The sequence below is a fragment of the Streptomyces sp. NBC_01460 genome (assembly GCF_036227405.1).
Taxonomy (GTDB): domain Bacteria; phylum Actinomycetota; class Actinomycetes; order Streptomycetales; family Streptomycetaceae; genus Streptomyces.
This window is the reverse complement of the sequence record NZ_CP109473.1, coordinates 694027-707046: the sequence shown is the minus strand read 5'-3', so window position 1 is coordinate 707046 and position 13020 is coordinate 694027. Positions and strand designations below refer to the sequence as shown.

At 71.7% G+C, this 13020-nt stretch carries 10 protein-coding genes; 6 read left to right on the top strand and 4 right to left on the bottom strand.

The window, feature by feature from the left end; genetic code table 11:
* Positions 1-44 precede the first annotated feature (44 nt).
* On the top strand, positions 45-1235 hold the full coding sequence (locus tag OG488_RS03225) for a GDSL-type esterase/lipase family protein (RefSeq protein WP_329225691.1): 1191 nt from the start codon (positions 45-47) through the stop codon (positions 1233-1235).
* Between the two features lie 178 nt (positions 1236-1413).
* Positions 1414-3573, top strand: coding sequence for a SpoIIE family protein phosphatase (locus tag OG488_RS03220; protein WP_329238387.1), 2160 nt, complete (start codon positions 1414-1416; stop codon positions 3571-3573).
* A 64-nt stretch (positions 3574-3637) separates the two neighbouring features.
* Here OG488_RS03220 and OG488_RS03215 read toward each other — a convergent pair whose 3' ends face one another.
* The 4 genes from OG488_RS03215 to OG488_RS03200 form a co-directional block, all read right to left on the bottom strand.
* Complete coding sequence (locus OG488_RS03215; protein WP_329225689.1) at positions 3638-4183, bottom strand: YciI family protein; 546 nt, start codon at positions 4181-4183, stop codon at positions 3638-3640.
* Positions 4184-4296: 113 nt separating this feature from the next.
* Complete coding sequence (locus OG488_RS03210) at positions 4297-5742, bottom strand: glyceraldehyde-3-phosphate dehydrogenase (protein ID WP_329225688.1); 1446 nt, start codon at positions 5740-5742, stop codon at positions 4297-4299.
* A 58-nt stretch (positions 5743-5800) separates the two neighbouring features.
* Positions 5801-7342, bottom strand: coding sequence for a sulfatase-like hydrolase/transferase (locus tag OG488_RS03205; protein ID WP_329225687.1), 1542 nt, complete (start codon positions 7340-7342; stop codon positions 5801-5803).
* The gene (locus tag OG488_RS03200; protein ID WP_329225686.1) at positions 7339-8295 is read right to left on the bottom strand and encodes a TauD/TfdA dioxygenase family protein; all 957 of its coding nucleotides are present in this window, start codon (positions 8293-8295) and stop codon (positions 7339-7341) included. The genes OG488_RS03205 and OG488_RS03200 overlap by 4 nt, the downstream gene beginning before the upstream one ends.
* Positions 8296-8823: 528 nt before the next feature.
* Between OG488_RS03200 and OG488_RS03195 the strand changes: the two genes are divergently transcribed.
* From OG488_RS03195 to OG488_RS03185, 4 genes are all read left to right on the top strand, one after another.
* On the top strand, positions 8824-10047 hold the full coding sequence (locus tag OG488_RS03195; RefSeq protein ID WP_329225685.1) for an ROK family transcriptional regulator: 1224 nt from the start codon (positions 8824-8826) through the stop codon (positions 10045-10047).
* A gap of 103 nt (positions 10048-10150) precedes the next feature.
* Positions 10151-10222 (top strand): putative leader peptide, encoded by a 72-nt coding sequence (locus OG488_RS39205; RefSeq protein ID WP_356316515.1) that lies wholly within the window; start codon positions 10151-10153, stop codon positions 10220-10222.
* Between the two features lie 256 nt (positions 10223-10478).
* Positions 10479-12071: an ABC transporter substrate-binding protein gene (locus tag OG488_RS03190; protein WP_329225684.1), complete on the top strand. Its 1593-nt coding sequence runs from the start codon at positions 10479-10481 to the stop codon at positions 12069-12071.
* Position 12072: 1 nt separating this feature from the next.
* Complete coding sequence (locus tag OG488_RS03185; protein WP_329225682.1) at positions 12073-13017, top strand: ABC transporter permease; 945 nt, start codon at positions 12073-12075, stop codon at positions 13015-13017.
* The last annotated feature ends 3 nt before the right edge of the window (positions 13018-13020 follow it).

Sequence of the window (13020 nt, the reverse complement as noted above, 5' to 3'; positions counted from 1 at the left end):
CGCCGGCCCCACAGACCAGACACACGTACGGACGGCGGAGACCGATGAGCCCCCACTCCCAGCTGATGACCACTCCCCTCACCGAAGACCTCGTGCGCGGTGCCCTCGACCTGGAGCGCACCGAACACGGTCTGCTGCCGCACCGGCTGCCCGCCCGGGCCCGCGCCCAGAACACCGACGGGCAACTGGCCATGGCGGAGGCCCAGCCCTCCGGCGTACGGATCGTCCTCCGTACCCGGGCCACCGTCGTGGAGCTGGACACCCTGCCCACCAAGCGGGCGTACGTGGGCGCCCCGCCCCGACCGGACGGCATCTACGACCTGGTGGTCGACGGCCGCCTCGTGGGCCGGGCCGGTGTGAAGGGCGGCAACACCCTGACCATCGACATGGCCGCCGGATCCGCCGAGGTCCGGCCGGGACCGGTGGGTACCGTCCGCTTCGACGGGCTGCGAGCCGGGCCGAAGGACGTGGAGATCTGGCTGCCGCACAACGAGACCACCGAGCTGGTCGCCCTGCGCACCGACGCCCCCGTCGAAGCCGTCCCGGACCGGGGCCGCGCGGTGTGGCTGCATCACGGCAGCTCCATCAGCCACGGCTCCGACGCCGCGAGCCCCACCACCACCTGGCCCGCGCTGGCCGCGTCCCTGGGAGGGGTCGAACTGGTCAACCTGGGGTACGGCGGCAGCGCCCTGCTCGACCCGTTCACCGCACGCACCTTGCGTGACACACCGGCGGACCGGATCAGCGTCAAGGCGGGCATCAACCTGGTCAACACCGACGTGATGCGCCTGCGTGCCTTCACCCCGGCCGTACACGGCTTCCTCGACACGATCCGCGACGGTCACCCCACCACACCGCTGCTGGTGGTCTCGCCCCTCCTGTGCCCCATCCACGAGGACACCCCCGGCCCCAGCGCCCCGGACCACAGCGCCCTGAGCGAGGGCAGGCTGAGCTTCCGGGCCACGGGGGACCCCGCGGAGACCGCCGCCGGCAAGCTGACCCTGACGGTCATCAGGCGTGAGCTCGCCCGCATCGTCGAGCAGCGGGCGGCCGAGGACCCGCATCTGTACTACCTCGACGGCCGCGAGCTCTACGGCGAGGCGGACTCTGCCGAGCTGCCGCTGCCCGACGCGCTGCACCCCGACGCCGCCACACACCGAAGGATCGGCGAGCGCTTCGCACGGCTGGCATTCCGCGCGGGCGGCCCTCTCGCGGCCGACGGGTCACGCCCCTGAGACGACCCCGCCGCTGAGACGGCCGCGTCACGGGGACAGCCCCGCCTTCCCCGGCCCGCGTGCGACGGGCGCGGCGGTTGAGAGCCCGGACGTACAAGAGCATTCTTGAACAAAGGCCGCAGCTGTATGTCCGTGGCGGCCCGCCGAGGCGGGGAGGACGAGTGATGGGTCCGTGAACATGGACGAGGCGGGCTCCACAGGCCCGCCCGCGGACACGGCCGGTCGCACGCCGGACACCGTCGGCGACCGGCGTCCGGGTGGCCTGCCGTCCGAGGAGGAACGCTGCCGGATCCTGGCGCAGCTGCCGGTACCGGTCGCCTACTTCGGCCGGGACCAGCTCCTCTCCATGGCGAACGGGGCCGCGGCCGAATCGGTCGGCAGGACCGAGGCGGCGCTGCTCGGCCTGCGTCCGGGCGAGGTCGAGCCGGGACTGTTCCTTGAGGGCGGGGAAGGGCTCTCCGACGCCATCGCCCGCGTGCTGAGAACGGGCGAGGGCGAGCCGTACGAGACGCACCTCATGGTGGAGGGCAGCGAACACATCTGGCAGGCGGCGATGTCGCCCGTACGGAACGACGCGGGTGAGGTCGAGGGCGTGTCCGTCGTGACACTCGACACGACCGACCAGTTCTGGGCACGGAGGCGTCTGGCCGTGCTGAACAAGGCCAGCAGGCGGATCGGCAGCACCCTGGACGTGGGACGCACCGCCGAGGAGCTGGCGGAGCTCGCCATCGAGGACTTCGCCGACTTCGTCACGGTCGATCTCCTCTCCGAGGTGCTGACCGGTGACGAGGCGCGTTCCGTCCTGCACCGGGACACGATCAGCTTCCACCGGGTGGCCCAGCGGTCCGTGCTCGAGGGATGCCCCGAGTCGGTCGTCCCCCTCGGCGAGATCCATTCCTACGACCGCGACTCCGTGATCGGCCGCGCGCTGGTCCTCGGCGAACCGGTGCGCGTCGCCGTCGACGACGAGACTCTGCGGGACTGGGCGGCGGACGAGCCGGTACGGTCGCGGAGCATGCGGGACCACAAGATCCACTCCGTCCTCGTGGTTCCGCTGCGGGCCCGCGGAGTGACGCTCGGCACCACGCTGTTCTGCCGGCACAGGACGCCCGGGGGATTCGGCACCGTGGACCTGCAGCTCGCCGCCGAGCTCGCCTCTCGGGCGGCCGTCTGTATCGACAACGCCCGTCGCTACACCCGCGAGCGGGCCACGGCCCTCGCCCTGCAGCGCAGCCTGCTGCCCCGCCGGGCCGCCCGGCAGAGGGCCGTCGAGGCCACCGCACGCTATCTCCCGAACACCACGGGCGCGGGCATCGGAGGAGACTGGTTCGACGTCATCCCGCTGTCCGGCGCCCGGGTCGCCCTGGTGGTGGGCGACGTCGTCGGCCACGGCCTCCACGCCTCGGCCACCATGGGCCGGCTCCGCACCGCCGTACGGACCCTCGCCGACGTCGACCTCGCCCCCGAGGAACTGCTCACCCAGCTCGACGACCTGGTGTCCACGCTCGACCGCGAACAGCCCGCCGACAGCTCCGAAGGCGCACCGGTCGCCGGTGCGACCTGCCTCTACGCCGTGTACGACCCGGCGACCGGACACTGCACGATGGCCAGGGCGGGCCACCCCGAGCCGGTGGTGGCACGCCCCGACGGAACGGTCGAACAACTGCCGCTGCCCGCGGGGCCGCCGCTCGGAGTGGGCGGAGTCGCCTTCGAGGCGGCCGAGTTCGAACTGCCCGAGGGCAGTCGGCTGGCCCTGTACACGGACGGTCTGATCGAGACGGCCGACAGGGACGTCGACACAGCCCTCGCCGAACTGCGTGACCTGCTCGGCCGTCCGGCGCACTCGCTCGAAGAGACGTGCGACACCGTGATGGACGCACTCGTCCCCGAGCAGCCGGACGACGACGTCGCTCTGCTGTTGGCCCGCACGAGACGCCTCGACGCGGGCCACTACGCCTCGTGGGACCTCGTCGCGGATCCTGCCGTGGTCTCGAAGGCCCGCAAGCGAGCCTCCGCGCAGCTCGTGGCGTGGGGCCTGGACGACGCGGTGTTCACCACGGAGCTCGTCGTCAGCGAGCTGGTCACCAACGCCATCCGCTACGGCGGCGACCCCATCCGGCTCCGGCTCATCCGGGACACCGCGCTCATCTGCGAGGTCGTCGACGGCAGCAGTACCGCGCCCCATCTGCGCCGTGCCCGGATCTTCGACGAGGGCGGGCGCGGTCTGCTGCTCGTCGCGAGTCTCACGGAACGCTGGGGCACCCGCTACAGCGGCACCGGCAAGACCATCTGGGCCGAACAGCCCCTGCCGGGAACGGAGGAGGCGGACCTGGCCTGAGGCGCCCCGCACCGTCAGGGCGTTCCGGCTCGGCCGTTCCGGGAGGACCCCGGCCGGTCCACGCCTAGGACCGGCGCCCGCCGAACTGCCAGGCGTGGACCTCGATGTCGGCGTACCGGTCCTCGGTCAGGATGTCGCGTGCCGCGCCCGGGTCCGTGGCGCGTACCAGCGCCGCCGTGCCCAGCCAGTCGGCGCCGTCGTCGGACAGCAGCGGCCCGTAGGCGATCAGTTCGTCCGGGACGGCCGGCACCGAGAGGTCCGCTGCCGGGCCCGAGCCGAGGCCGAGCACCAGGTACCGGTTGCCGTCGGTGTCGCCGCCGGGGAAGTCCCACATGGTGCGTCCCAGCGTGTTGCGCCAGCGGCGCAGCAGCACGTCGCGGTAGACGCCGGCCTGGTGGTTCGGCTCGTCGAAGGCGAACGCGCGGGCGGCGGCGGGACAGGGCAGGTCGAGGACGTGCAGGCTGCCGGTGGGTGTGTCGCCGTCCAGGGTCGGCCCTCGGGCGATCATCTCCTTCGCGTACCCGTCCATGTAGGACCAGTGCTCTTCGATCAGTTCGTCACGCAGCGCCAGGGAGCCGATGCGGTCGCGGTGGTAGCAGAGGAACTCCATACCCGGAGGATCTCCTCGATGAGGGGGCCAGGTCGAGGGGGTTTCGGCCGGTGGCCGCTCGACTGCGTGCGTCCGGCGGCTCCCGGCACAGGGAGCCGCCGGACGCACGGTGGTCAGACCGCGGGGGCCGGGTACGTCGGGTACTCCACGCCGGAGACGTGCTGCACGACCCGGATGACCTGGGAGGAGTAGCCGAACTCGTTGTCGTACCAGAGGTAGAGGATCGCGTTGTCGCCCTCGACCTTGGTGGCGCCGGCGTCGACGATCGACGCGTGGCGGGAGCCGATGAAGTCGCTCGAGACCGCGTCGGGCGCCGTGATGAAGTCGATCTGGCGCCTCAGCGGCGAGGTCAGAGAGACGTTGCGGAGGTAGTCCAGGACCTCCTCGCGGCTGGTGGCGCGCTCGAGCTGCAGGTTGAGGATCGCGATGGACACGTCCGGGACCGGCACGCGGATCGAGCTGCCGGTGATCTTCGCCTGGAGGTCCGGCAGCGCCTTGGTGACGGCGGAGGCGGCACCCGTCTCGGTGATGACCATGTTGAGCGGCGCCGAACGGCCACGGCGGTCCGAGTTGTGGTAGTTGTCCAGCAGGTTCTGGTCGTTGGTGAACGAGTGGACGGTCTCCACGTGGCCGCGCAGCACGCCGTACTCGTCCGCCATCGCCTTCAGCGGCGGGACGATCGCGTTGGTCGTGCAGGAGGCGCACGAGATGATCTGCTCGTCCGGCTTGATCGTGTCGTGGTTGACGCCGTGCACGATGTTGGGGACGTCACCCTTGCCGGGCGCGGTCAGGACCACCTTCGCGATGCCGGGGCGCAGGTGCCTGGAGAGCCCCTCCCGGTCGCGCCAGCGGCCCGTGTTGTCGATGAGGATGGCGTTCTTGATGCCGTGGGCCGTGTAGTCCACCGACGTGGGGTCGTCGGAGTAGATCACCTGGATCGCGTTGCCGTTGGCGATGATCCTGCTGTTCGCCTCGTCGACGGTGATCGTGCCCTGGAACTGCCCGTGGATGGAGTCACGGCGCAGCAGCGAGGCACGCTTCACGATGTCCTGTCCGGCACCCCGGCGCACGACGATGGCGCGCAGACGCAGACCGTTGCCGGAACCGGTCTTCTCGATCAGCAGGCGGGCCAGGAGCCGGCCGATGCGGCCGAACCCGTAGAGGACGACGTCGCGCGACTCGCGGCGCTCCGTCTTGTTGGCTCCCGTCGCGCCGGCCACGGCCTCCGCGGTGAAGTCCTCGACGGACAGTCCGCGGTCGTCGCTCCGGTAGGTCGCGGCGAGCATGCCGAGGTCGATCTGCGACGGGCCGAGGTCCAGTGCGGCGAGAGCCCGCAGGAACGGGAGGGTCTCGGTGACCGAGAGCTCCTCGCCGGCTATCTGCCGGGCGAACCGGTGGGTCTTGAGGATGCTGACCACCGACTTGTTCACCAGGGAGCGGCTGTGGATCAGGATCGTGACGTCCTGCTCCCGGTGCAGCTTCCCGATGATCGGGATCATCGACTCCGCGATCTCCTCACGGGTCTTCCAATTGGTGAACGAGTCCTCGGTGAAAGTCACAAGTCCATCTTTCGAGCTAGGCGGTGCTCATATGTTAACCGCACTCGATTCCGGTCGTTCAGCCGGTGCCGGTCAGGGGGCCCGCCCGCTCGAATCGATGTGGCTGGTCAGGACTCGCATCCGGTGCCACCTGTCGGGAGACGGACCGGTGGCCGAACCTCACCCCCTCCCACGGCACCTCTGCCGGGAACGGCTCCGCGCGGCGCTGCCCCGCCGGGCGCGGAGCGGCCCGCTCGATCCCGGGCTTCACGCCCTCGACCCGCCCCAGCCACTCCAGCAGCTCGCCGCGCAGCTCGTCCGCGGCCTCGCGGTGCGAGGAGAGCCCCGCGAGGTTGTCCAGCTCGTAGGGATCGGCCGCCAGGTCGTACAGCTCGGTCTCCGTGTAGTGCGCGGCGGCCGGCTCGTTCCAGGCGTCCGCTCCCGGCGCGTCCACCACGTACTTCCACCGGGCGGTGCGCACCGCGCGGCCGACCCGGTCCTCGCTGATCTGGACGAGGACGGACCGGGGCCGCCCGGGATCCTGGCCCCCGCCGGTCAGTGGCAGCAGGGACCGGCCCTGGACGCCGTCCGGTACGGCGATGCACGCGGCCTCCAGCAGGGTCGGCATCAGGTCCACGGTGCTCACCGGCTGCCGGACGAGCCCGCCCCCGGTGAAGCCCGGTCCGGTGAGCGCCAGCGGAACCCGGACGGACGCCTCGTGGGCCGACCGCTTGTACTCGCTGTTGCGGGTCCGGAAGTGGGAGCCGTGATCCGCTGTCCACGCCAGCACGGTGCCCTCCGCGGTGCCCAGACTCCTCAGCGCGTCACGCAGCCGCCCCACCCCCTCGTCCACGCGTTTGATCTGGCCGAGATACCCGGCGAGATGGCGGTGCGCGCCGCCCTGCGGGGCGCCCGGCGCGAGTGCGGCCAGATCCGGTGGCAGCCAGGCGCCCTCGTAGCGCTCGCGGTGGCCCGAGGGCGCGGGGTAGTCGTCGGTGGGGTTCTGGTGGTGGGGTTCCAGCAAGGAGACGAAGAGCAGGTAGGGGCGGTCGTGGTGGTCGGACACGAAGCGGATCGCGGCGTCGATCAACGCGTCCGAGCGGTACCCGGGGAGCCTGACCGGCTCGCCGTCCTCGTCGTACACCACCGTGCGGTAGGCGTCCGAGGTGAACTCGAGCCGGTCCGAGGCCAGCCACCTCTCGTAGCCGCCCCGCCGCTCGCGGGGCACGGGACCGTCCGGTCCGTCCTCGCCGGCCAGGTGCCACTTGCCGAGGTACCCGGTCGTGTACCCGGCCGCGGCGAACGTCCCCGCGAGGGTCGGGACGTCCACGGGGAGCGGCAGCCCGTTGCGGAACACGCCGGACGCGGTGGGGAAGAGCCCGGTCTGCAGGGACGAACGGGCGGGCGCACAGACGGGGTTGGGGGTGATCGACTGCTCGAACAGGGTTCCCTCGCGGGCGATCCTGTCGAATTCGGGCGTCACCCCCGCGCGGTTCCCGTGCGCGCCGGTGGTGTCCCAGCGCTGCTGGTCCGTCAGGATCACGATCACCTGCGGGGGTGCCCCGGCGGACGGCGCACGGGCGCCGTCCGCCGGGGCGGGCGCGTCGGGGTGCCCACTCATGCGAGCGTCGCCTCCGGGGCCGATGCGCCGGACGCGATGCCGAATGCGGGGTCGGGCACCTCCTCGGGGCTGATCAGCGTGGAGGAGCGGCCGTCGACGCCGACCGGGATGTCGCCGTCGATGGTGACACGGCGGAGCTTGCGCTCGTGGGCGTCCGAGTCGTCCACGCCGTAGTGCTGGGTGGCGCGGTTGTCCCAGATGGCGACGTCGCCGGTCTGCCACTGCCAGCGCACGGTGTTCTCCGGGCGCTCGATGTGGGACTGGAACAGGTCGAGCAGCGCGCGGGAGTCGCGGCCGGTCAGTCCGCTGATGCGCTGGACGAAGTTGCCGAGGAGCAGGACGCGTTCGCCGGTCTCGGGGTGGACGCGCACCACCGGGTGCTCGGTGAGGAACTTCGTCGAGGTGAACACCTTCCGGTACTGGGCGAGCGCCTCGGGACGGGCCTCCGGGCGCAGGGCCACGTAGTCGTAGTCGTTGGAGTGGACCGCGCGCAGGCTGTCGGCGAGCACCCGGAGAGGCTCGGGCAGGTCGGCGTACGCCGCGCCGGTGTTGGACCACAGGGTGTTGCCGCCGTACGGCGGGATGACGACGGCGCGCAGGATCGAGAAGGCCGGATAGGCCGGCACGAAGGTCACGTCCGTGTGCCACTGGTTCGCCCGGCCGCCGTGGTCGGAGTCGATGCCGAGCGAGTAACGCCCGTCGGCGGACGGGACGGTGGGGTGCGCGACCGGGGTGCCGAGCAGCCGGCCGAACGCCTCGTGGCTGTCCTCGTCCAGGTGGTCCTGGCCGCGGAAGAAGACGACCTTGTTGGCCAGCAGCGCGGCCCGGATCTCGGCCACGGTGGCCGGATCGAGGTCGCCGCCGAGGCGCACCCCGGAGATGACGGCGCCGAGCCGGCCGCCGATCTTCTGGACGGCGACGGTGGAGGCGGGGGCGGTGGTTGCTGAGGACATGACGGGATTCCCTTCGGATGGTGGGATCGCCGCGACCGGTCCTGATTAATCTTGGAGCGGAATTAATCAGCCGAGTCGGGGGTGTGGGAGGTGCGGAGCGCCGGGGTGCGGTTGAACCGTGGTGCGAGGTGAGGACGCCGGAGTCGTACGGGCCGTCGGGCGGTCGGATCAGCCGGCGGAACAGGGGCCCGGACACGCCACCGCTGTGGTGGGGCGGCCGGCGTGGGCGGGCCGCGCATCGGGAACGGCCGTCGCGAACATGCCCCGGAGACTTCCAGCGCCCCACGGCGGACGTCAAGCACGTGCCCGTGTCCCCGAGAGGGCCGGGCGGTGGTTGAATCGGCGCTCGCACGACGTCCGCACCCCCTCGGATGACACTCCGTCAAACCGCCTCCGACCTGGGGTTACTCACTCGCTCGCCGAGGTGGTGCGCACCCCGTACGAGAACCGGGCGCGAGGCCGGGACCGATTTCACGCCGCCGTAATGTTGCGACCGCCGGGCGTCGCAGGACCGTAAGGAAGGCCACCATGACAGCCGCCCCACAGATCTCCCGGGCGACCGGCGACGGCCGCCGCGAGGCCAACGCCGCCACGGTGTTGCGCACGGTGCTCGACCACGGGCCCGTCGCCCGCCGGACCATCGCGGATCTCTGCGGGCTCAGTCCGGCCGCCGTCTCCCGTCAGTGCACCGACCTCGTCCGCCTCGGCCTGGTGAGGGAACTGCCCGAGCTGGTGGAGAGCAGTGGTGTCGGCAGACCGCAGATCCCCACCGACCTGCACACCGACACGGCCGGGGAGCAGGGCGGAAGCGCGGGTCCGGTGGCCGGTGGCATCCACATCGGGGTGCCCGCCTCGACCTTCGGACTCATGGACCTGCGGGGCCGGCTGCTCGCCCGGCGCCATCTGCCCCACGACGGTCTGGCCGCCGGGGACATGCCGCGCCGCATCATCGACGGCATGCGGGGATTCCTCGACGACACGGTCCGTGGCAGGCCGCTGCTGGGGGTGGGTGCCGCCCTCGGTGGCTGGGTCGATCCCGGCCTGGGGACGGCGGTGCGGCACGACGCGCTGGGCTGGCACCACCGCCCGCTCGCCGCCGAGATCGCCCGTGGCCTGGGCGGAATCGACGTACGGATCGACAACCACGCCCGCGCGATCGCCCAGTCGGAGATCCTCTTCGGCCGGCCCGCCGCTCGCCGCAGCCTGGTCCACCTCTTCGTCGGCAACGTCGTCGACGCGGCCCTCGGAATCGCCGGGGTGGTTCACCAGGGGCCCGGGTCCGGCGCGGGCGACGTGGCCCATCTGCCCGTACCGGACTCCACGACCCCCTGCCTCTGCGGGAGGACCGGATGCCTGGAGGCGACGGCCTCGAACACGGCGATCGCGCTGACCGCGGTGCGCCGCGGCATCGTGCCCGAACCGGACGCGTTCCTGGTGGTGGACGCGGCGGCCGCCGGGGACCGGCGCGCGGACCGGCTGCTGCGCGAGCGTGCCCGCGCGGTCGGGCGGGCGGCCGCCCTGCTGCTCGACGTCCTCAATCCGGACCTCGTCGTGGTCACCGAACACTCCAGCCTGCTCAACCCGGAGTACCTGGAAGAGATACGCGGCGCCGCGATCGACCTCTCCCATGTCTGCGGGGATCCCGAGCGCATCGTCAGTCCGCATGCCGGGACCGCGGCCCTGCCCGTGGCCGCCGGCACGATCCTGCTGAACCCGCTGTTCAGACGGCCTTTGGCGACCATCGAGCGCTAGCCCGTGGAGGGAGGGGTCGCAGGAGGCGTGCGTACCAGGATGCGGACAGGACGGGTTGACCGTCCGGCGGAGCCACTGTCATATTGCTCCCGTGAACCCGGACATGCGCCTCATCTCCCGCAGGCACGTCGACCTCTGTCGACAGGCCAGCGCGGTCTGTGCCGTCCGCGACTGATCCCCGTCCACTCCTCTCCGGCCCGCATCAGGTGCCGTTGACGCCGCACGGGCGGAGTACCGCCCCCGGCCGACGCCGTCGTCCCGGGTCCGGCCGCTTCCGCACGGCCTGATCGGCGCTCCCGTGTGCCCCCGGTCCGATGTCCGGGCCGGTCTCCGGTCCGGTTCTCGGGCCGCACACCCTTAATTCGTGCCGCAGCGGAATGAATGCGCGAACGCGTCCCGCTCCACCCCCTCACCGTCACAGGCAGGCTTCGATGACCGAGCTGTATCCCTCCATGCCCACCGGACCGTCCCGGCGTTCCACCCTGCGCGCCGCGGGTGGCGGCACCCTCCTTCTCGGACTGGGCCTGGCGGGCTGCCGCTCGGCGGTCTCGGAGGCCTCGTCCGACCCCAGCGGCGCCGGCGCCGAACCGAAGCGCGGCGGTACCCTCACCGTCGCGGTCAACGCCGACTTCACTCCGGGCCTGCTCTACTCGCAGAGCCAGCAGTCCTCCCAGCACCGGCTCATCTTCAACACCCTGACCCGCTACGACGACCAGCTGCGCCCGAAGCCGGAGCTGGCCATCTCCTGGACGTACGCCGACGACGGACGCGCCCTCACGCTGCGGCTGCGCGACGACGTCACGTTCCACAACGGCCGGAAGTTCACCGCCGACGACGTCGTCTTCGCGGTGAAGAACCTCCAGAAGCCGGTACGGGCTGCCCAGTTGCGCAGTACCGCCGCAGCCGTCACCGGTTTCGAGAAGCGCGGCGACCATGAGCTGGTGCTCAAGCTGGCGCACCCGGTGAACAACCTGTTCGACCTCTTCGAGTTCATGATCATCACCGATCCCGAGTCGGCCGAGGACGCCGTCACCGGCAGGAAGCTCATCGGCACCGGCCCGTTCGTCCTCAAGAAGTGGAGCCCTGGCTCGGGCCTGAGCCTGCGGCGGAACGAGAACTACTGGCAGCCCGGCCGCCCCTACCTCGACGGGGTCGAACTGCGCGTGATCCCCCAGGCCGACGCGCTGATCTCCTCCCTGCGCTCCGGTCAGTCCCAGCTCTCCTTCAACGTGCCGGGCAAGAACCTCGGCGCGATCAAGAGCGACGAGCGGCTCTCCGTCACCGACTACGACACGGGCGCCGGAGCCGTCTACCTCGGCGTCAACACGACGGTCACCCCGCTCGACGACAAGACCGTCCGGCACGCGCTCGCCTGGGCCGTCGACCGCGAACGGCTGCTCGCACAGACCCTCGGCGGCCACGGCCTCGCCTCCGCCGCCCCGTGGCCCACGTCCTCGCCCGCCTTCACCGAGGCCCATCGCACCCACTACTCCCACGACCCGGGCAAGGCCAGAGAACTGCTGCGGTCCGCCGGACACACGAAACTCGCGTTCCCCCTGCTGCACCTCGCGCTGCCGGGCGAGACCGCGATCGCCGAATCCCTCCAGTACGACCTGGAGCAGGTGGGCGTCCACGTCACCCTCCAGCCCACCGACCCGGCCACGGCGCAGAAGAAGCTGATCTCCCAGGGCATGCCGGCCCTGTGGACGCTGGGGCACGGATTCGCGCAGGTGCAGCCCTCCACCCTCGCGGTGAGTGCCTATCCGTTCAACGAGGCGAAGAACACCTCCCGTTACCGGTCGGACGAGTACACCGACGTGGTGCGCGAGGCCTGGACGGAGCCCGAGTCCACGGCCGCGGCGGCCAACGCCCTCCACGAGCGGATCTCCCGCATCCTGCTCGACGAGGCGTTCATCATCGACCTCGTCGTCCGCGGCCAGGTGCAGGTCTCCGCCGCCGGGCTGCACGGTGTCACGCTCAACAAGTTCTCGTACCTGAACCTCGACGACGCCTACCTGGTGTGACATGCGCGGCTACCTGCTCCGGAGGCTTCCCTCCGCCGTCCTCGTCCTGCTCGTCGCCTCCTTCCTGATCTTCACCATCCTGCGGCTCGTCCCCGGCGACCCCGCCACCACGCTCGCGGGACCCGACGCGGACGCGGCGACCGTCGCCGCGATCCGGGACCGGCTCGGCCTCGACGCCCCGCTCCTCACCCAGTACGTCCACTGGATCGGCTCACTGGTCACCGGTGACCTCGGGCCCTCGTACGCGATCGGCGGACAGACCGCCGACCTGATCCGGGACGGGCTCGGTGCCACCCTCGAACTCACCCTGGCCGCACTGCTCTTCGTGATCCTGCTCGGGGCGGCCTTCGGCGTGCTGGGCGCGACCTCCCGGAGCCGCTGGATCCGGTCCGCGGTCCGGGTGACGACGACCGCCTCGCTCGCCGTGCCGCCCTTCATCAGCGGCGTCCTGTTCGTGCTGCTGTTCGCCGTGGTCCTCGGTGTGCTGCCACCGGGCGGACGGGTCGCCTTCCTCACGGCCCCCGACCTCGCCGTGCAGTACCTCCTGATGCCGGCGCTCTGCCTCGCCCTCCCCAGCGCCGCCGTCCTCGGCCGCTACCTCAAGGACGGGATCGAGAACGCGCTGGCCGAGGAGTACATCCGCACCGCGACGGCGGCCGGTGTCGCACCCCGCCGGCTGCTGTGGCGGCACGCCGTCCCCAACGCGCTCCCGCCCGTCGTCACCCTGCTCGGCATGCAGACCGGGCACCTGCTCGGCGGAGCCGTGCTCGTCGAGGCGATCTTCGCCTGGCCGGGCCTCGGCAGGCTCGCCGAGCAGGGCCTCGTCAGCCGGGACTACCCCGTCGTCCAGGACCTCCTGCTGCTCCTGGTCGCCGTCTTCGTCCTCGTCCAGCTCGTCACCGACCTCGTGTACGCCTGGCTCGACCCCCGGATCAGGTGGGAGTGACCC

Excerpts from the sequence above, each read along its gene's own strand:
- OG488_RS03225 (WP_329225691.1), top strand. The coding sequence starts at position 45 with ATGAGCCCCCACTCCCAGCTGATGACCACTCCCCTCACCGAAGACCTC.
- OG488_RS03200 (WP_329225686.1), bottom strand. The coding sequence starts at position 8,295 with ATGTCCTCAGCAACCACCGCCCCCGCCTCCACCGTCGCCGTCCAGAAG.
- OG488_RS03215 (WP_329225689.1), bottom strand. The coding sequence starts at position 4,183 with ATGGAGTTCCTCTGCTACCACCGCGACCGCATCGGCTCCCTGGCGCTG.
- OG488_RS03220 (WP_329238387.1), top strand. The coding sequence starts at position 1,414 with ATGGACGAGGCGGGCTCCACAGGCCCGCCCGCGGACACGGCCGGTCGC.
- OG488_RS03190 (WP_329225684.1), top strand. The coding sequence starts at position 10,479 with ATGACCGAGCTGTATCCCTCCATGCCCACCGGACCGTCCCGGCGTTCC.
- OG488_RS03205 (WP_329225687.1), bottom strand. The coding sequence starts at position 7,342 with ATGAGTGGGCACCCCGACGCGCCCGCCCCGGCGGACGGCGCCCGTGCG.
- OG488_RS03185 (WP_329225682.1), top strand. The coding sequence starts at position 12,073 with ATGCGCGGCTACCTGCTCCGGAGGCTTCCCTCCGCCGTCCTCGTCCTG.
- OG488_RS03195 (WP_329225685.1), top strand. The coding sequence starts at position 8,824 with ATGACAGCCGCCCCACAGATCTCCCGGGCGACCGGCGACGGCCGCCGC.